At 61.9% G+C, this 17,763-nt stretch carries 17 protein-coding genes; 14 read left to right on the top strand and 3 right to left on the bottom strand.

The window, feature by feature from the left end; translation table 11 throughout:
* Positions 1-15 precede the first annotated feature (15 nt).
* Positions 16-1,992 carry a DNA topoisomerase III gene (locus tag JOE33_RS02995; RefSeq protein ID WP_187626153.1) on the bottom strand — a complete coding sequence of 659 codons (1,977 nt, stop codon included), beginning with the start codon at positions 1,990-1,992 and terminating at the stop codon, positions 16-18.
* Positions 1,993-2,162: 170 nt separating this feature from the next.
* Entirely contained in the window at positions 2,163-2,990 is an 828-nt protein-coding gene (locus JOE33_RS02990; RefSeq protein WP_054993043.1) for an HDOD domain-containing protein, read from the bottom strand.
* 333 nt (positions 2,991-3,323) lie between these two features.
* Between JOE33_RS02990 and JOE33_RS02985 the strand changes: the two genes are divergently transcribed.
* The 14 genes from JOE33_RS02985 (at position 3,324) to phnP (ending at position 16,007) form a co-directional block, all read left to right on the top strand.
* Positions 3,324-5,213, top strand: a complete 1,890-nt coding sequence (locus tag JOE33_RS02985; protein ID WP_032614658.1) for a methyl-accepting chemotaxis protein — start codon at positions 3,324-3,326, stop codon at positions 5,211-5,213.
* A 240-nt stretch (positions 5,214-5,453) separates the two neighbouring features.
* Positions 5,454-6,287, top strand: coding sequence for a phosphonate ABC transporter ATP-binding protein (gene phnC / locus JOE33_RS02980; protein WP_122693869.1), 834 nt, complete (start codon positions 5,454-5,456; stop codon positions 6,285-6,287).
* A gap of 44 nt (positions 6,288-6,331) precedes the next feature.
* Positions 6,332-7,342 (top strand): phosphonate ABC transporter substrate-binding protein, encoded by a 1,011-nt coding sequence (phnD, locus tag JOE33_RS02975; protein ID WP_010436606.1) that lies wholly within the window; start codon positions 6,332-6,334, stop codon positions 7,340-7,342.
* A 28-nt stretch (positions 7,343-7,370) separates the two neighbouring features.
* Positions 7,371-8,159 (top strand): phosphonate ABC transporter, permease protein PhnE, encoded by a 789-nt coding sequence (gene phnE, locus JOE33_RS02970; RefSeq protein ID WP_003403611.1) that lies wholly within the window; start codon positions 7,371-7,373, stop codon positions 8,157-8,159.
* Positions 8,160-8,195: 36 nt separating this feature from the next.
* A complete protein-coding gene (phnF, locus tag JOE33_RS02965) occupies positions 8,196-8,945 on the top strand; it encodes a phosphonate metabolism transcriptional regulator PhnF (protein WP_096140499.1) in 750 nt (249 codons plus the stop codon).
* A 14-nt stretch (positions 8,946-8,959) separates the two neighbouring features.
* Positions 8,960-9,424, top strand: a complete 465-nt coding sequence (phnG, locus tag JOE33_RS02960) for a phosphonate C-P lyase system protein PhnG (protein ID WP_010436601.1) — start codon at positions 8,960-8,962, stop codon at positions 9,422-9,424.
* Positions 9,424-10,020, top strand: a complete 597-nt coding sequence (gene phnH / locus JOE33_RS02955; protein ID WP_010436598.1) for a phosphonate C-P lyase system protein PhnH — start codon at positions 9,424-9,426, stop codon at positions 10,018-10,020. The genes phnG and phnH overlap by 1 nt, the downstream gene beginning before the upstream one ends.
* Positions 10,020-11,099: a carbon-phosphorus lyase complex subunit PhnI gene (locus tag JOE33_RS02950; RefSeq protein WP_122578577.1), complete on the top strand. Its 1,080-nt coding sequence runs from the start codon at positions 10,020-10,022 to the stop codon at positions 11,097-11,099. Before phnH ends, JOE33_RS02950 begins: the two co-directional genes overlap by 1 nt.
* Complete coding sequence (locus JOE33_RS02945; protein WP_003367174.1) at positions 11,096-11,983, top strand: alpha-D-ribose 1-methylphosphonate 5-phosphate C-P-lyase PhnJ; 888 nt, start codon at positions 11,096-11,098, stop codon at positions 11,981-11,983. The genes JOE33_RS02950 and JOE33_RS02945 overlap by 4 nt, the downstream gene beginning before the upstream one ends.
* The gene (phnK, locus tag JOE33_RS02940; RefSeq protein ID WP_003403603.1) at positions 11,980-12,801 is read left to right on the top strand and encodes a phosphonate C-P lyase system protein PhnK; all 822 of its coding nucleotides are present in this window, start codon (positions 11,980-11,982) and stop codon (positions 12,799-12,801) included. The genes JOE33_RS02945 and phnK overlap by 4 nt, the downstream gene beginning before the upstream one ends.
* Before the next feature lie 41 nt (positions 12,802-12,842).
* Complete coding sequence (gene phnL, locus JOE33_RS02935; protein ID WP_010434784.1) at positions 12,843-13,559, top strand: phosphonate C-P lyase system protein PhnL; 717 nt, start codon at positions 12,843-12,845, stop codon at positions 13,557-13,559.
* On the top strand, positions 13,553-14,698 hold the full coding sequence (locus JOE33_RS02930; RefSeq protein WP_010434785.1) for an alpha-D-ribose 1-methylphosphonate 5-triphosphate diphosphatase: 1,146 nt from the start codon (positions 13,553-13,555) through the stop codon (positions 14,696-14,698). Before phnL ends, JOE33_RS02930 begins: the two co-directional genes overlap by 7 nt.
* Positions 14,698-15,264 (top strand): phosphonate metabolism protein/1,5-bisphosphokinase (PRPP-forming) PhnN, encoded by a 567-nt coding sequence (phnN, locus tag JOE33_RS02925; RefSeq protein ID WP_003423939.1) that lies wholly within the window; start codon positions 14,698-14,700, stop codon positions 15,262-15,264. Before JOE33_RS02930 ends, phnN begins: the two co-directional genes overlap by 1 nt.
* Entirely contained in the window at positions 15,255-16,007 is a 753-nt protein-coding gene (gene phnP, locus JOE33_RS02920; protein ID WP_187626152.1) for a phosphonate metabolism protein PhnP, read from the top strand. Before phnN ends, phnP begins: the two co-directional genes overlap by 10 nt.
* A 9-nt stretch (positions 16,008-16,016) precedes the next feature.
* Here phnP and JOE33_RS02915 read toward each other — a convergent pair whose 3' ends face one another.
* Positions 16,017-17,540, bottom strand: coding sequence for an amidase family protein (locus tag JOE33_RS02915; RefSeq protein ID WP_187626151.1), 1,524 nt, complete (start codon positions 17,538-17,540; stop codon positions 16,017-16,019).
* Between the last annotated feature and the right edge of the window lie 223 nt (positions 17,541-17,763).

The raw sequence follows: 17,763 nt of genomic DNA, 5'->3' as shown, positions 1-17,763 counted from the left end.
TGTCACTGTTCCGGCCTACGCCTTGGCGGCTGGTCTGGCAGCACGCCGCGGCTTTTTCGCTGGAGTGTCCGCCGAGGCGGAGGATGTTTTGGCGACGCGCTTTGTGGTCTTGCGTTTTTTCTTCCAGGGCGGCGTGATGCCCGCCGGGCTGGCCGGTCCGCTGATGCTCATGCGCATGCCGACGCAACGGCTGACCTGTTTGCTCATCCACGCCGCCTGTTTGGCGACGAACTCTTCAAGGCTCATTTCGCCGCTCTGGACCATGTCCAGCGCCTGTTCCCAGATGGCTGTGGTGCCCGGATCGGCGATGGCACGGGGCACGGCGTCGATCAGGCTGAAGGCTGCCGGTGCTGCGCACAGCGACTTGCCCTGCTTGGTCAGGTAGCCACGGTCCAGCAGGCCTTGAATGATCCCGGCGCGCGTTGCTTCGGTGCCGATGCCGGTGGTGTCCTTGAGCTTCTGTTTCAGCAGCGGATCTTCCACCAGTTTGGCGACGTTCTTCATCGCCTTGATCAGGTCTCCCTCGGTGAACGGCTTGGGCGGCTGGGTCCAGAGGTCCTTGAGGATGACCTCGGCGACTGCGCACTCGCAGCCCTGAAACAATGCCGGCAACGGCTGCGGCGCAGGCGCTTCGCGACCCTTGGCCGGGGCCAGCGCTTCGGGCATCGCTCGCTTCCAGCCCGGCTCGACAATCTGCTTGCCCACCGCACGCAGCGCATGGCCTGCACAGTCGAAGTCAGCCTGGGTGCGATCGTATTCATGGTTGGGCAGAAACTGGGCCAGGTAGCGCGCCCTGATCAGGGTGTACACCGCCCGCGGTTTTCCGGTCAGACGTTCTACGCCGCGTACCGCCGCAGTGGGAATGATGCCGTGGTGGGCCGTCACTTTGCTGTCATTCCAGGCCCGGGACCGACGTTGTGGATCGAGGTGCGGCGACAGGCCTGTCAGTGCAGGGTCGGCCTTGCACAGCGCCGCGATGATGCCTGCGGCTTCACCGTGCTGACTGTTCGGCAGGTAACCGCAATCGCTGCGCGGGTAGGTGATGACCTTGTGGGTTTCATACAGGGACTGGGCGATGTCGAGGGTTTCCTGCGCACCGAGCCCGAGCTTCTTTGAACAGATTTCCTGCAGGGTACCCAGGTCGAACGGCAAGGGCGCCGCTTCGCGCATTCGCTCGGTGCGCAGCTTGACCAGTCGTGCGCCGGCAGCGGCGCGCATGTCGTGCGCAGCCTGTTGCGCCAGCGCCTGGTTCAGGCAGCGGTCCTGATCGTCGCAGGCATCCGAGGGTGCGCGCCACTGGGCAATGAAGGCCTGACTGTCATGCAGCAGCCTGACGTCGATAGCCCAGTAGGGCGCCGGGACGAAGTTGGCGATGCTGCGATCACGGTCCACCACCAGTCGCAGGGTCGGGGTTTGTACCCGGCCGACTGGTAACACGCCCTGATAGCCGGATTGTCGACCCAGCAGGGTGAACAGACGGCTCATGTTCATGCCGATCAGCCAGTCGGCGCGTGATCGGCCCAGTGCCGAGTGATACAGGCTGAACGTATCGGCACCGGGTTTGAGCGCCGCCAGCGCCTTGCGGATCGAGGCGTCGTCCAGTGCCGACAACCACAGGCGCTGAATCGGCCCGCGATAGCGACAGTGCTCGATCAGTTCGCGGGCGATCATTTCGCCTTCACGGTCGGCGTCGGTGGCGATCACCAGTTCCCGGGCTTCACCCAGCAGCCGCTTGACTGCCTTGAACTGGCTGGCGGTTCTGGGCTTGACGAGCATCTTCCATTTTTCCGGCACGATGGGCAGGTCTTCCAGTACCCAGCGTTTGTAGCGTGCATCGTAGGCATCGGGCGGGGCGGTTTCCAGCAGGTGGCCAATGCACCAGGTCACTGTCGCATCGGCACCCACCCAGCAGCCGTCGCCACGCCGGGTGGCGCCGAGCGCAGCCGCAATATCTTTGGCCTGGGAAGGTTTTTCGCAGAGAAACAGCCGCATGACTACCGTCGTCGATTACCGGTGCAAGGGCTGCAAGGATGAACGCTGAATGCGTGGCGGGCAAGTTTTATCTGTATGGATATACAGATAAACACGCTGTGCGACTCCTGAAATGGACCGCTTGACGCCATGCCCGCTTGCGTTGGTCAGGCTGAAGAGTTGCCGATGGCTCAGCTCAACAATTCGGAAAATGCCTTGTCGGCTTCAAGCACTGCCGGCAACCCGGCAAACAGCGCGTCCAGATCAATGCCCTCCATCAGCGGCCCGCCTGAGGCCTGCTGCGCCTGAGGCGTCGCGCCGCCGTGGGCCTCCAGCGCATCCGAAATGGTGATGGCCTGAGCAACGATCTTTGGCAGCGGTGCGTCAGCCGGTGCCTTCAGCGGCGTTGCCTGATAGGCGATAGCCTGTTGAATGACCTTGGGCAGATGCCAGCGACTGGCCAGTTCTGCACCGACTTCCGGGTAGCTGAAACCCAGTTGCAGGGTTTCGCCGGCTGCACGTCCTGGTGTCCCGGCCTTGGCGGCGTTGTTCAGGCGTTCGGCGACATCGGGCGCACCGGTCTGGATCAGCAACTCACCGATGTTATGCATCACCCCGCAGGTAAAGGCAATTTCAGGATCGACGCCCGTCTGTTTCGCCAGCATCCGGCAGATGCCGGCCACTTGAAAGCTTTTCAGCCAGAACCCCTTGAGATCAAAGCTCGGCCCGGCCTTGAACGCACCGGTCACTGCCGAGGCCATCACCAGCGTACGCAGCGTATTGAAACCCAGACGCATGGCTGCGTCTTCGATGCTTGAGGATTCCCTCGAGCCGCGAAAGCGTGCCGAGTTGGCCAGGCGCAATACCTTGGCCGCAATCACCGGGTCTTTTTCTATATTGCGGGCAATGCTTTCCAGGTTGGAAGAGGGATTGTCAAATTGCAGCATCAAGTCCTGAGCCACTTTGGGAATACTCGGGAGGCTATGCAAACCGTCAAAAAGTTGCTCGATACTTGGCATGGCGTGGCCATCCTGTGCAGTGCGGGGGATGATTTCAACCATAGCCAGTTTTTCCTGTTCTGCACGCTTGAGTGTCGATTATGGGAAAGACGTCTCGACCCCCGACGAAAAAAATAATCAAGGACTCGCGGATCGCGCCGATATGGCGATACAAGCGTCTCTATAAAGTTTCGATGCTCTTGCCTGTCCGTTGATTGACGCCGTGGCAGAGGTCTCGGCTCCGGCCGCTGAGCGGCCTGTGGGTTGTAACGTGAAATAGACGGCACCGTTGTGAAGTTTGATTGGCGATCCAGAGATCGTCCTTATTGGTTTTTTGCCGTGGAAGTCACCGCTATGAAGAGTCTGGGGTTCAGCAAGAAAATCCTTCTTGCCGCTGCATTGATTGTGGTTGTCGCGTTCAGCGTGTTCATTGTCGTCAATGACTATCGCCAGCGTCAGTCACTCAAATCCAGCGTCAAGTCAGAGTTGCAACAACTGGGTACGCTCACCACGCAGAATATTCAGACCTGGCTGGAAAGCCGCATGCAATTGCTGCAGTCGATGTCGCAGCAAATCGCCGCGGATGGCAAGGAACTGCCACAGTTGCAGCGCGCCATCGGCCTGCCTGCCTACAGCGACAGTTTTCAGTTGAGCTACTTTGGCAGCACCGAGGGCGTCATGTTCTCGGTACCATCGGCCAATCGCCCCGCTGATTATGATCCGCGTGCGCGTGGCTGGTACAAGGCGGCACAGAATGCGCCCGGCACCATCGTGACCGAACCCTACATCGCGGCCTCTTCCGGCAAGCTGGTCATGACCATGGCCACACCGGTCAAGTTCCAGAATCAGTTCGTGGGCGTGGCCGGTGCTGATATCGCTCTGGACAACGTCACCAAGATCATCAACTCGCTGAACTTCGATGGCCATGGCTATGCATTTCTGGTCAGTGCCGACGGCAAGATCCTGGTGCACCCGGACAGCAAACTGGTGCTCAAGAACATCAGTGAAGCCTACCCGACCAACACGCCGAAAATTGCCACCGGGGTGACTGAAATCGACTCCGGTAAAAAGCCGGAGATCATTTCCTTCACGCCTGTTCAAGGTGTTTCGACGGCCAACTGGTACGTGGCACTGGTACTTGAGCAGGACTCGGCCTACGCCATGTTGGCCGAGTTCCGTGCTTCGGCCATCACGGCGATGGTGGTTGTGGTGGTGGTAATCATCCTGCTGCTGGGTCTGTTGATTCGGGTGTTGATGCAACCCTTGCATCAGATGGGCCGTGCGATGCGTGATATCGCTGACGGCGAGGGCGATCTGACCAAGCGTCTGGCCATCACTTCGCAAGATGAATTCGGCGAACTGGCCGAGTCGTTCAACCGTTTCGTCGAGCGCATTCACGCCTCGATCCGTGAAGTGGCCTCGACTGCCGCGCAATTGGGCGAGGTTGCCACCCGGGTGGTCAAGGTCTCCAACGCGTCCATGGGCAACTCCGACCAGCAGGCCAACCGCACCGAAAGCGTGGCCGCGGCGATCAACGAATTGGGCGCCGCAGCCCAGGAAATAGCCCAGAATGCGGCGCGCACCTCGCAGCAGTCGAGCGATGCGAGCGGCCTGGCCAGCGACGGTCAGAACGTCGTGCAGCAGACTATCAAGGCGATGAACGAGCTGTCCGGGAAGATCAGCGAGTCGTGCGTGAACATTGAAAGCCTGAATGGCAAGACCGCCAACATCGGGCAGATTCTGGAAGTGATCACCAGTATTTCCCAGCAGACCAACCTGCTGGCGCTCAACGCGGCCATCGAAGCGGCGCGTGCCGGTGAAGCGGGGCGCGGGTTCGCGGTAGTGGCCGACGAGGTGCGCAACCTGGCGCATCGCACCCAGGATTCTGCCCAGCAAGTGCAGACCATGATCGAAGAGCTGCAGGTCGGCGCTCGCGACGCAGTGACCAACATGACCGAGAGCCAGCGTCAGAGCGAGGACAGCGTCGGCATCGCCAACCTGGCCGGCGAGCGTCTGAGCAGCGTGACCCGCCGTATCGAAGAGATCAACGGCATGAACCAGTCGGTCGCGGCGGCAACCGAGGAGCAGACCTCGGTGGTCGAATCGATCAATGTCGACATCACTCACATCAACACCCTCAATCAGTTGGGCGTCGACAACCTGCGCCAGACCCTGGATGCCTGCAATTCGCTGGAAGAGCAGGCTGCGCGCCTGCAGCAACTGGTAGGCAGCTTCAGGATCTGATCCTGCTGCCTCTGCGCCGCTCCGCAGTACTGGGAGCGGCTGCCTGGCTTCTTTCAGTTCTGACGCTTCCGTGTGGCGATACAGCGGATGACGCTCCCACCGCTGTCCGATGCCACACCATTGGCGACAAACTGTTATCACTTGGTCACTCGCGGTTCATGAGGCTGCAACAACACAGGTCCAGTTTGGTTGACAACCAAATGCGACCTGTCCCGGGTCGTGCACAGACCGAGAAGCCTCATGAACGAAGCCATTCATGTACAAGGCCTGAACAAGACCTTTTCCCATAAAAGCGCGCTCATTGACCTTGCGTTGTCTATACAACCCGGTGAGATGGTTGCGCTGATTGGCGCTTCCGGGTCGGGCAAGTCAACGCTGCTCCGGCACCTTGCAGGCCTGGCGTGCTGTGATCGCAGCAATGGCGGTCAGGTTCAGGTACTGGGTCGCGAGGTTCAGTCCTCCGGCCGCCTCAACAGCCAGGTGCGACGTCTGCGCGCCGATATCGGCTATATCTTCCAGCAATTCAATCTGGTCAATCGCCTCAGCGTGCTGGACAACGTCCTGCTTGGTTGCCTGGGGCGCATGCCACGCTGGCGCGGCAGTCTGGCGCTGTTCAATAACGAGGAAAAACAGCGCGCAATGGCTGCGCTGGAAAGGGTCGGGCTGGCGGACCTTGCCGCGCAACGGGCCTCGACCCTGTCCGGTGGTCAGCAGCAGCGGGTGGCAATTGCGCGTGCCTTGACCCAGCGTGCCGAAGTGATTCTCGCCGACGAACCTATTGCCTCGCTGGACCCGGAGTCGGCGCGCCGCGTCATGGAAATCCTCGCCGACATCAACCGCAGCGACGGCAAAACAGTCGTGGTGACCCTGCATCAGGTCGATTATGCCGTGCGCTATTGCCCGCGTGCGGTGGCCCTCAAGGCAGGGCGCATTCATTTCGATGGCCTGGCGCAGGACCTCAGCAAACAGTTCCTCAACGACCTCTACGGTGCAGACGCGGACGCGAGTCTGATGATCACCGAACGAAGCCGGCGCGTGCGGCAAAAAGCCCGCCTGACGCTGGCCAAAGTCTGACGTCCTTCCACCATCCCCCACCTGACATTTTCCGGAGAGCCTGCATGTTCAAGCGTATCGGTCGTCTTCTCGCCTCTGCCGCCTTGCTGACTGCCTGCGCGTTGGGCACGGTCCAGGCCGCAGAAGAAAAAGCCATCAATTTCGGCATCATGTCCACCGAGTCTTCGCAAAACCTGAAAAGTATCTGGCAGCCGTTTCTCGATGACATGAGCCGCAAGACCGGTCTAAAAGTCAACGCCACTTTCGCCTCGGACTACGCCGGCCTGATTCAGGGCATGCGCTTCAACAAGGTGGACGTGGCCTGGCTGGGCAACAAGGCGGCGATGGAAGCGGTGGACCGCTCCAACGGCGAAATCTTTGCCCAGACCTCCGCCGCCAACGGTGACGCGGGCTACTGGAGCCTGCTGATCGTACGCAAGGACAGCCCGATCAATAGCGTCGAAGACATGCTCAAGAATGCCAAGAGCCTGACCTTCGGCAACGGTGACCCGAATTCCACTTCAGGCTATCTGGTGCCGGGTTATTACGTGTTCGCGAAAAACCACGTCGATGCGTCCACCGCCTTCAAGCGCACCCTGAACTCCAGTCATGAAGTCAACGCCCTCAGTGTTGCCAAGGGGCAGCTGGACGTTGCGACCTTCAATACCGAAAGCTGGGATCGTCTGGCCGTGACCCAGCCCGACAAGGTCGAGCAACTCAAGGTGATCTGGAAATCGCCGCTGATCCCGGCCGACCCGATTGTCTGGAGCAAGGCGCTGTCGGACCAGGACAAGGCAAAGATCCGTGAATTCTTCACCAGTTATGGCAACACAGATGAAGAGAAGACCGTCCTGAAGAACATGCAGATGGGCAAGTTCCTCAAGTCCAGCGATGACCAGTTGCTGCCCATTCGCCAGCTCGAACTGTTCAAGCAGCGTACCGAAGTGGTGGCCAGCACCACGCTGGATGCCCAGGAGAAAGCCACCCGTCTCAAGGATATCGATGCCAGCCTGAGCAAGTTGCAGGAGCGCATCACCGAGCTGAACCAGAAAACCGCAGGCAGCTCCGCAGGTTGAGCCAGCCGTTCACGATCAGGAGTTCGTCATGACCACTCACGTTGCCTATACCCAGGTTGCGGGCAAACCCAACTGGTCCCGTTATCTGGGCTGGGGTCTGTTGCTCGCTGCACTGGCCTGGGCCTGGCACGGCGCAGAAATGAACCCGATGGCACTGGTTCGCGACTCGTCGAACATGGCGACATTCGCCGCCGATTTCTTTCCGCCGGACTTCCGTGAGTGGCGCAGTTACCTCAAGGAGATGCTGGTGACTATCCAGATTGCCCTGTGGGGTACGGCGCTGGCGATTGTCTGCTCGATACCGCTGGGCATTCTTTGCGCCGAGAACATCACGCCGTGGTGGATTCATCTGCCGTTGCGGCGCTGCATGGACGCTTTTCGTTCGATCAACGAGATGGTTTTCGCGATGTTGTTCGTGGTCGCCGTCGGCCTGGGGCCGTTCGCCGGGGTGCTGGCGCTGTGGATCAGCACCACCGGGGTCCTCGCCAAACTGTTCGCCGAAGCTGTCGAAGCCATAGAGCCCGGACCGGTCGAAGGCGTGCGCGCCACCGGTGCCAGCGCCTTGCAGGAAGTCATCTACGGGGTCATTCCGCAGGTTATGCCGCTGTGGATCTCCTATGCTCTATACCGGTTCGAATCCAATGTGCGCTCGGCAACCGTGGTAGGGATGGTCGGTGCAGGGGGCATCGGGGTTATTCTCTGGGAAAACATTCGCGCCTTTGCGTTCGTCCAGACCAGCGCCGTGCTGCTGGTGATCATCGTTGTGGTAAGCGTCATCGACATCATGTCGCAGCGCCTGCGCAAGCAATTCATCTGACAGAAGAGGGGTGTTCAATGAACACTTTTTTTAACCATGCAGTTGTCTAGACAACACGAGCCGATGTACCTGGAACTGGCCGAGACGTTGCGTGACGAGCTGGCCACGTATCTGCCTGGCGATTACCTGCCCGCCGAGTTTCAGCTGGCCGAACGCTTCAGCGTCAACCGCCACACCATCCGCCGCGCTGTCGACGAGCTGGTCCGCGAGGGCAGTGTGCTGCGCCGCCAGGGCAAGGGCACTCAAGTACTGGAACGCCCGTTGATCTACCCGATGCAGGCTGACAGCGCCTACAGCAAGTCGCTGTCGGCGCAGGGCATCGGGGTCGAGGCCGTGCTGCTGGTGCGTCGCGAATGCCTCGCCAGTCAGGAAGATGCGCTGCATCTGGGGCTGGCCGAGCATGCGCCACTGATCGAACTGCAGACCTTGCGCAAGCTGGACGGCCAGGCCGTGAGTCTGATCTGCCATCGCTACAGCGCCCGTTACAGTGAACTGCTGGCTGAGTATCAGGGCGGCTCGGTGCGCCAGTACCTGGCCGAGCGCGAATTGCCGCTGAGCCGTGCACAGAGCCTGATCGGTGCCCGACTGCCGTCCCGCGGAGAGGCCGGGCTGCTGCTGATGCCTCGGCATATACCTGTGCTGACGGTGTTGACGGTTTCGTGTGACCGCTCGGGGCAGCCTGTAGAGCTTTCGCGCTCGGTCAGCCGTTCCGACCGCTTCCAGTATCAAGTGGCATTCAACGCGATTGCCGACAGCCATATGGCTGGCAACCCAACGACGGACTGACCCCGAGGTGTTCCATGCAAGCATCCCCTGAAACAGCCGCACGTCAGCACTGGATGGGCGTATTGGCGCGCGCCCATGTCGATGAGCCGAGCCGCGAGCGATTGCAGCGTCACGAAGCGGCGTTGCGCGACACCGATTACCAGATGATCCGCGCCCCGGAAATCGGCATGACCCTGGTGCGCGGCCGTATGGGCGGCACCGGTTCAGCCTTCAACCTTGGCGAAATGAGTGTGACGCGCTGTGTGGTGCGTCTGGCCGATGGGCGCACCGGCTACAGCTATCTGGCTGGACGCGACAAGCACCACGCGGAACTGGCGGCGCTGGCCGACGCGCATTTGCAAGGCGCACAGCAGGCCTGGTGGCTGTCCGAACTGATCGAGCCCCTGGCGCGCGCGCAAGCCGAGCGTCGGGCGCACAAGGACGCCGAGGCCGCTGCCACCAAAGTCGAATTCTTTACCCTGGTCCGAGGAGAAGACTGATGAGTGCCGTTCTTTTGCAACCTGCCTTCACCGATCCGGTACTGGATGCCCAGCGCAGTTTTCGCGTCGCCCTCAAGGCGCTGTCCGGGCCGGGGGTGATCCAGAACCTGCCCGCTGCGCACCAGCCGCCGGCCTTGCAGGGCCTGGACAGTGCCACCCACGCCTTGTGCCTGGCGTTGCTGGACCTGGACACGCCAGTGTGGCTGGCACCGGCGTTCGATACCCCGGCGATTCGCGCGAACATTGCCTTTCATTGCGGCAGCCCGATTGTCACGGAGCGGCACGCAGCGCGCTTCGCGTTGCTCGATGCGTCGACGGCCCTGCAACTGCACGATTTCGATACCGGCAATGACCGCTACCCGGATCAATCCTGCACCTTGATGATCCAGCTGCCTGGCCTGGAAGGCGGGCAGATGCTTGCCTGGAGCGGTCCCGGCATCGAGCGACAAAATTCGGTGGCCCTGCCGCTGGATGAAGGTTTCTGGGCCGCACGTGAAGCGCGCAATGTCTTCCCTTGCGGGCTGGATGTGTTCTTTGTCTCGGGCAATCGATTGCTCGGCTTGCCACGCAGCACCCGCGTGCAGGAGTGTGCCTGATGTACGTCGCAGTCAAGGGTGGCGAACAGGCCATCGATAACGCTCACCGCCTGCTGGCCAGCAGGCGTCGTGGCGACACCGGCATTGCCGAACTCGACGTCGAGCAGATCCGTCAGCAACTGCCGCTGGCGGTTGCACGGGTCATGAGCGAGGGCTCGCTTTACGACCCGCAACTGGCTGCGCTGGCGATCAAGCAGTCGGCGGGCGATCTGATCGAAGCGATCTTCCTGCTGCGCGCCTATCGCACCACGCTGACGCGCTTCTGTGCCAGCGTGCCCATCGACACTTCGCACATGCAGCTCAGCCGTCGCCTCTCGGCCACATTCAAGGACGTCCCTGGCGGTCAATTGCTGGGGCCGACCTTCGACTACACCCACCGTTTGCTGGATTTTACCTTGCTGGCCGAAGGCGAGCACCCGGGCCCGGAAGTCACCCCGCACGCCACACTGGAGCCCTGTCCGCGAGTGCTCGGGTTGCTGGCCAAAGAAGGGTTGATGAAGCCAGAAGTCGACGATGGCGAGCGGGTGGCGGACATGACCCGTGAGCCGTTGGAGTATCCGTCCAGTCGTGCCCAGCGCCTGCAGGCTTTGGCGCGTGGTGATGAAGGGTTCCTGCTGGCGCTGGGTTATTCGACCCAGCGCGGCTATGGCCGCAATCACCCGTTCGCCGGGGAAATTCGCATCGGCGAGGTGGAAGTCTGGATCGAACCTGAAGAGCTGGGCTTCCCGATCGTGATCGGCGACATCGAAGTCACCGAGTGCGAGATGGTCAATCAGTTCGTCGGCTCGGCCAGCGAACCCGCGCAGTTTACCCGCGGTTACGGCCTGGCGTTCGGTAACGCCGAGCGCAAGGCGATGGGCATGGCACTGGTGGACCGCTCGCTGCGCGCCGAGGAATTCAACGAAGAAGTCCGCTCACCGGCCCAGCAGGAAGAGTTCGTGCTGGCGCATTGCGACAACGTGGAAGCGGCGGGTTTCGTCTCGCACCTCAAACTGCCGCATTACGTGGACTTCCAGTCCGAGCTGGAGCTGATCCGCAAGCTGCGCAAGTCTGCACCGAAACCGGAGAGCGACCAATGAGCAATGCACCGATGAACACCGCACAGCAAAGGCCTGCACGGGATGAGGCCTACAACTTCGCTTATCTGGACGAGCAGACCAAACGCATGATTCGTCGCGCCTTGCTCAAGGCGGTGGCGATCCCCGGTTATCAGGTGCCGTTTGGCGGTCGCGAAATGCCGCTGCCGTATGGCTGGGGCACTGGCGGGATGCAACTGACCGCCGCAATCCTGGGCGCTGATGATGTGCTCAAGGTCATCGATCAGGGCGCTGACGACACCACCAACGCTGTCTCGATCAGGCGTTTCTTTGCCCGCACGGCCGGCATCGCCACCACCGAGCGCACGCCCGAGGCGACCGTCATCCAGACGCGTCACAGGATCCCGGAAACGCCGCTGCAGGCCGATCAGATCATGGTCTATCAGGTGCCGATTCCCGAGCCGCTGCGTTTCATCGAGCCTTCGGAAACCGAGACCCGGACCATGCACGCGCTGGATGATTACGGCGTCATGCACGTCAAACTCTACGAGGACATCGCGACCTTCGGCCATATCGCTACCAGTTACGCTTACCCGGTGATGGTCGATGAGCGCTACGTGATGGACCCGTCGCCGATTCCCAAATTCGATAACCCCAAGCTGCACATGAGCCCGGCATTGATGCTCTTCGGTGCCGGGCGCGAAAAGCGTCTGTACGCCGTGCCACCGTATACGCAGGTGGTGAGCCTGGACTTTGAAGACCACCCGTTCGAGGTGCAGCGCTGGGAGCAGTGCTGTGCGATCTGCGGCAGCCATGATTCCTTTCTTGATGAGCTGATTCTCGATGATGCCGGGACACAGAGCTTTGTCTGCTCCGACACCGATTACTGCGCCCAGCGCGTCAAACAGCAGGAGAACGACCGATGATCAGTGCACGTTCATTGGACCCGGCGGGCGAGCGCCTTCCCGAGGCGGTGCAGCCGCTGCTCAAGGTGCGCGGCCTGACCCGTCTGTACGGTGTACAGAAGGGCTGTCAGGACGTCAGTTTCGATCTCTACCCAGGCGAAGTGCTGGGCATCGTCGGCGAGTCCGGCTCGGGGAAATCCACGCTGCTCTCGCTGTTGAGCGGACGTTGCCCGCCGGACCGCGGCAGCATCGACTATCGCAGCAAGGAGGGCGACTGGTTCGACCTGTACAGCGCCAGTGAGGCGCAGCGGCGCACTTTGCTGCGCACCGAGTGGGGCTTTGTCGAACAGAACCCGCGCGATGGCCTGCGCATGGGCGTGTCGGCCGGCGCCAATATCGGCGAACGTCTGATGGCGCAGGGGGTACGCAATTATCAGCAGTTGCGGGGTGCCGCGCTGGACTGGCTGACCCAGGTGGAGATCGATCCGCAGCGCATCGACGACCTGCCGCGGACCTTTTCCGGCGGCATGCAGCAGCGCCTGCAAATCGCCCGCAATCTGGTCTCCAGTCCCAGACTGGTGTTCATGGACGAACCCACTGGCGGGCTTGACGTGTCGGTGCAGGCACGTTTGCTCGATCTGTTGCGCGGGCTGGTGCGCGAGCTGGATCTGGCCGTGGTCATCGTCACCCATGATCTGGCGGTCGCGCGGTTGCTGGCTGACCGGCTGATGGTCATGCGTCGCTCGGAAGTGGTCGAGAGCGGCCTGACCGACCAGATTCTCGATGACCCGCAGCACCCGTATTCGCAACTGCTGGTGTCCTCGGTATTGCAGCCATGAGCGGCACTGTCCGAACAGCCTGTACAGAAGAGGTGAGCCCGATGACAACGTTGATCGAGGTCCGTGACCTGTCGAAAACCTTCACCCTGCATCAGCACAACGGTGTGGTCCTCAATGTGCTGCGCGGCCTGAATTTCTCGGTGCGCGCCGGCGAATGTCTGGTGCTCAGCGGGCAATCCGGCGCGGGCAAAAGCACGCTGCTGCGCACTTTGTACGGCAACTACCTGCCTGCCGCCGGCAGTATTCGCGTGCAGCATGAAGGCGAGTGGACCGAACTGGTCGGCGCAACCCCGCGCCAGGTACTTGAGGTGCGACGCAAGACGCTCGGCTACGTCAGTCAGTTTTTGCGCGTGATTCCGCGCGTGTCCAGCCTGGACGTGGTCATGGAACCGGCCCTGGCGCGCGGCTGGTCCCGTGAGCAGGCGCAGGAGCGTGCGCAACTGCTGCTGGGCCGGCTGAATATTCCGCAGCGCCTGTGGCCGCTGGCGCCCAGTACGTTTTCCGGTGGCGAACAGCAGCGTATCAACATCGCGCGCGCGTTCATGGTGCCGTGGCCGGTACTGTTGCTCGACGAACCGACGGCGTCGCTGGACGACGCCAACCGCCGGGTGGTGCTGCAACTGGTCGATGAGGCCAAACAGGCCGGTGCCGCCCTGATCGGTATTTTCCATGACCGCGACGCCCGCGAGGCAGTCGCCAATCGTCAACTCGACATGACCCCGGTGGACCTTACCGCCAAGGAGTTGCTGCAATGCTGAACGAACAGGTTTTCAGTAACGCCCGCGTGGTGACGGCCGAGCAGGTATTCACCGGCACTGTGGTAGTCCGTGACGGCCTGATTGCCGAGGTCGAGAGTGGATGCAGCCAGTTGAGCCAGGCCCAGGACATGCAGGGCGATTACCTGCTGCCGGGGCTGGTGGAATTGCACACCGACAACCTGGAAAAGCACCTGTCGCCGCGTCCGGGTGTCGACTGGCCGTCGATGTCGGCGGTGATCAGCCACGATGCGCAAATCGTCGCGGCGGGCATCACTACGGTATTCGACGCACTGTCGATCGGCGACATCAACCCCAAAGGCAAGCGTATGCAGCAATTGCCCGCCATGCTGCAGGCGATTGCCGACGCCAACGCGGCAGGCCTGACCCGCGCCGAGCACCTGCTGCACCTGCGCTGCGAGGTCAGCCACCCGGATACCTTGAGCGTGTTTCGTGATCTGCTGGACCAGCCGTTGGTGCAACTGGTCTCGGTGATGGACCACGCGCCCGGCCAGCGCCAGTTTGCCCTGGAATCCAAGTACCGCGAGTACTACATGGGCAAGTACCACATGAACAACGAGGAAATGGACCGTTTCATCGTCGAGCAGGTGGCCAACTCCAATGAGTACGCCGACCGTTACCGGCGTGCGATCGTCGAGCTGTGCCTGGCGCGCGGCTTGTCGATTGCCAGTCACGACGATGCAACCATGGCGCATGTCGAGGAATCGGCGGGCTTCGGCATGAACATCGCCGAGTTCCCGACCACACTCGAAGCGGCCCGTGGCTGTCGGCAACTGGGCATGAGCGTGTTGATGGGCGCACCGAACATCGTGCGCGGCGGCTCGCACTCCGGTAACGTGGCGGCAGCATCGCTGGCCCGTGACGGGTTGCTGGATATTCTGTCCAGCGATTACTACCCGGCCAGTCTGTTGCAGTCTGCATTCATGCTCGCCGCTCAGGACAACGAATGTGACTTGCCGCAGGCGATCAACATGGTCAGCCGCACGCCGGCGGTGGCTGCCGGACTGGCGGATCGTGGTGAAATACGGGTGGGGCTGCGCGCTGATCTGATCCAGGCGCGTGATCATGCCGGCCTGCCGGTTATCGACAAGGTCTGGCGACAAGGCAAGAGGGTGTTTTGATGGTTGGCAGGTTGATCTATCTCATCGGGCCGTCCGGGTCAGGCAAGGACAGCCTGCTGGACGCGGCCCGGGATACTCTGGCGCAACGCGATTGCCGGATCGTCCGGCGGGTGATTACCCGTTCCGCCGAAGCAGTGGGCGAGGCGGCCCAGGCGGTGACCGTCGAGCAGTTCGAGCAGATGCGCGAGCGAGGCGCGTTTGCCTTGAGCTGGCAGGCCAATGGTCTGCACTACGGCATTCCCGTCGAGATCGATCAATGGCTGCTGGAAGGCCATGACGTCCTGATCAACGGCTCCCGGGCGCATCTGCAAAAGGCGCAGGCGCGTTATCCCACGCTGCTGGCGGTGTTGCTGACCGTCAATCAGGAGGTGTTGCGCAAGCGCCTGCTGGCGCGTAACCGGGAAAGCCTCGCGGAAATCGAAGAGCGCCTTGCGCGCAACTCGCGTTTTGCCGGAGACCTGCTGGCGAGCAATCCGCAGGTCTTCCCGCTGGATAATTCCGCTGACCTGCAGCAGACCGTTGCCACGCTGCTGGGCTTGCTCGACAAGCGTCACGCATGCGCCTGACCCTGCTGGGCACCGGTGACGCCCGACAGGTGCCGGTCTACGGTTGCCAGTGTGTGGCGTGTACTGCCGCGCGTGCCGACCATGATCTGCGCCGTTTGCCGTGCAGCGCGCTGATCGAATGCGCCGACCAGCGCTGGTTGATCGACAGTGGCCTGAGCGACCTCACCGAGCGTTTCCCGCCGCGTAGCCTGAGCGGGATTCTGCAGACCCACTACCACGCCGACCACGCTCAGGGGCTGTTGCACCTGCGCTGGGGCCAGGGGCTGGTGATTCCGGTCCGCGGCCCGGCAGATCCGGAAGGCCTGGCCGACCTCTACAAACACCCCGGCATTCTGGATTTCAGCCAGCCATTCGCGGCTTTCGAGCGTCGTGCACTGGGCGCATTGCAGGTCACAGCGCTACCACTGGCACACTCAAAGCCTACGTTCGGCTACCTGTTGGAAGGCGACGGGCAACGTTTTGCCTACCTGACCGACACCGTCGGCTTGCCAGACGACACCCGCGAGTATCTGCAACGTGCACCGCTGGACCTGTTGGTGCTCGACTGCTCGATGCCGCCACAGCCTCAGCCGCCGCGTAACCACAACGACCTGACGTTGGCGCTGGAAACCATCGATTGGCTACGACCGGGCAGGGCGGTGCTGACGCATGTCGGCCATACGCTGGATGCGTGGTTCATGGAGCACTCCGGGCAGTTGCCGGGCAACGTAGTGGTTGGGCGGGATGCAATGAGGGTGGTCTGAGAGAAGTCTTCACATCGCCCCAATCTCCGGCTTGCCCGTTCTCGACCCGCCATAAATCGGCGGATGCGTGACGATGTGGGTCAGGTCGACTGCCGAGGCCAGCAGCTTCTGCAGGTCGGGACGCGGACGTGACAGGCGTGGATCATTCAGTGTTGCCTGCTCGATCGCCTCGGCGCAGGCAAGCAATTTTGCGTCGCCACGGAATCCGCCGATCATTTGCAGCCCGAACGGCATACCGTTGTGGTCGGTGCCGCAGGGCATGGACAACGCCGGGTTGGTGGTCAGGGTGATGGTGTAGCACAGCGCCAGCCAGCGATAGTAATTGTCCAGGGGCACGCCGTTGACTTCGCGCAGGTACAGCTCGCTCCAGGGGAAGGGCGAGACTGGCGTGGTGGGCGCGATGATCAGGTCGTAATGCTCGAACTGTTTCTGGAAGCCGCGAAAGATCCGGCTTTGCTCGCCATGCGCCTTGACGCAGTCCTGTAACGACATCGCGGCGCCCATGTCGAAATTGGCGCGGGTGTTGGGCCCCAACGCATCAGGATCACGGTCGTGAGCGTCCTGCAGCCCGGCGACGAACGCTTCGGCACGCAGTACGTCGAAGGTGCGATGGGCGCTGGTCAGCTTCAGGTCGATGGCTTCGCAGGACTTGAACAGCGATTTCAGGGTGTTGATCTTTTCCCGAAAGACGGCACGGATCCTGTCATCCACAGCACACGCGCCGAAGTCTTCGCTGTAGCCGACACGCAGCTGGCTGAGGTCGATCGGGCGTGCTGCGAACTCGTCAACGGCGATGGCATAACTCAACGGGTCGGACTGCCCCAGCCCGGCGCTGGCGCGCAGTTGCAGCAGGGTATCGGCAACATTGCGGCCCATGGGGCCTACGACTGAAATCGGTGTCCAGCCGAGCTTCTTGCGTTCGCTCGGCACCAGTCCTGGCGAAGGGCGCAGGCCGACGATGCCACACAGCGCTGCGGGAATGCGCAGCGAACCACCGGTGTCCGAGCCGCTGCACAACGGCACCATGTCGACGGCCAGTGCGGCGGCGGATCCGCCCGAAGAACCGCCGGCATTCAGTTCAGGATTGAACGGGTTGCCGGTCGCGCCCCACACCACATTGCGGGTATTGGCTCCTGCGCCCAGTTCGGGCACATTGGTCTTGCCGACCACGATTGCCCCGGCAGCACGCAGGCGCGCAACGAACAGGTTGTCCTGCGCGGGAATGTTGTCGCGAAACAGTTGCGAGCCGTAGGTGGTGAGTACCCCGGCGGTTTCTTCCAGGTCTTTGATGCCGATTGGCAGGCCATGCAGCAGGCCCTGCGGTTGGCCCTGCATGACGGCATGTTCGGCCAGCAGTGCCTCGTCGCGGGCGCGCTCGAAACAGGTCGCGGCGAACGCATTGATCTTCGGGTTCAGGCGTTCAATCCGCTCGATACAGGCGTCCAGCAACTCCACCGGAGAGAGCTGTTTGTTGCCGATCAGCGCACGCAGTTCGGTGGCGGATTTACCGAGCAGCTCGGACGAATTTTGCATGGAGTGTTCCTCACTGGACTGTACAAATCGAACGGGTTATCGCGTCAGGTATCTTGGTCTTGACACGTATTCTGCGCTGCATTTTCGGCGACCATGCTGGCCCCTTTCGTACGGCCAGAATCAGAAGCGGGCTCATGTATAACGCGGAGCAAGGGCACGATAGTTGCCATCCCGAATGTTCATCGTTCCGCACGCTCCGCGTGGGAATGCATTTCGTGACGCT

It is taken from the genome of Pseudomonas sp. PvP027 (assembly GCF_017833005.1).
In the GTDB taxonomy this organism is placed as follows: Bacteria; Pseudomonadota; Gammaproteobacteria; order Pseudomonadales; family Pseudomonadaceae; genus Aquipseudomonas; species Aquipseudomonas congelans.
Note: the sequence above shows the minus strand (reverse complement) of the source record. Positions and strands in the feature narration are given on the sequence as shown.

Excerpts from the sequence above, each read along its gene's own strand:
- JOE33_RS02995 (WP_187626153.1), bottom strand. The coding sequence starts at position 1,992 with ATGCGGCTGTTTCTCTGCGAAAAACCTTCCCAGGCCAAAGATATTGCG.
- JOE33_RS02990 (WP_054993043.1), bottom strand. The coding sequence starts at position 2,990 with ATGCCAAGTATCGAGCAACTTTTTGACGGTTTGCATAGCCTCCCGAGT.
- JOE33_RS02985 (WP_032614658.1), top strand. The coding sequence starts at position 3,324 with ATGAAGAGTCTGGGGTTCAGCAAGAAAATCCTTCTTGCCGCTGCATTG.
- phnC (WP_122693869.1), top strand. The coding sequence starts at position 5,454 with ATGAACGAAGCCATTCATGTACAAGGCCTGAACAAGACCTTTTCCCAT.
- phnD (WP_010436606.1), top strand. The coding sequence starts at position 6,332 with ATGTTCAAGCGTATCGGTCGTCTTCTCGCCTCTGCCGCCTTGCTGACT.
- phnE (WP_003403611.1), top strand. The coding sequence starts at position 7,371 with ATGACCACTCACGTTGCCTATACCCAGGTTGCGGGCAAACCCAACTGG.
- phnF (WP_096140499.1), top strand. The coding sequence starts at position 8,196 with ATGCAGTTGTCTAGACAACACGAGCCGATGTACCTGGAACTGGCCGAG.
- phnG (WP_010436601.1), top strand. The coding sequence starts at position 8,960 with ATGCAAGCATCCCCTGAAACAGCCGCACGTCAGCACTGGATGGGCGTA.
- phnH (WP_010436598.1), top strand. The coding sequence starts at position 9,424 with ATGAGTGCCGTTCTTTTGCAACCTGCCTTCACCGATCCGGTACTGGAT.
- JOE33_RS02950 (WP_122578577.1), top strand. The coding sequence starts at position 10,020 with ATGTACGTCGCAGTCAAGGGTGGCGAACAGGCCATCGATAACGCTCAC.
- JOE33_RS02945 (WP_003367174.1), top strand. The coding sequence starts at position 11,096 with ATGAGCAATGCACCGATGAACACCGCACAGCAAAGGCCTGCACGGGAT.
- phnK (WP_003403603.1), top strand. The coding sequence starts at position 11,980 with ATGATCAGTGCACGTTCATTGGACCCGGCGGGCGAGCGCCTTCCCGAG.
- phnL (WP_010434784.1), top strand. The coding sequence starts at position 12,843 with ATGACAACGTTGATCGAGGTCCGTGACCTGTCGAAAACCTTCACCCTG.
- JOE33_RS02930 (WP_010434785.1), top strand. The coding sequence starts at position 13,553 with ATGCTGAACGAACAGGTTTTCAGTAACGCCCGCGTGGTGACGGCCGAG.
- phnN (WP_003423939.1), top strand. The coding sequence starts at position 14,698 with ATGGTTGGCAGGTTGATCTATCTCATCGGGCCGTCCGGGTCAGGCAAG.
- phnP (WP_187626152.1), top strand. The coding sequence starts at position 15,255 with ATGCGCCTGACCCTGCTGGGCACCGGTGACGCCCGACAGGTGCCGGTC.
- JOE33_RS02915 (WP_187626151.1), bottom strand. The coding sequence starts at position 17,540 with ATGCAAAATTCGTCCGAGCTGCTCGGTAAATCCGCCACCGAACTGCGT.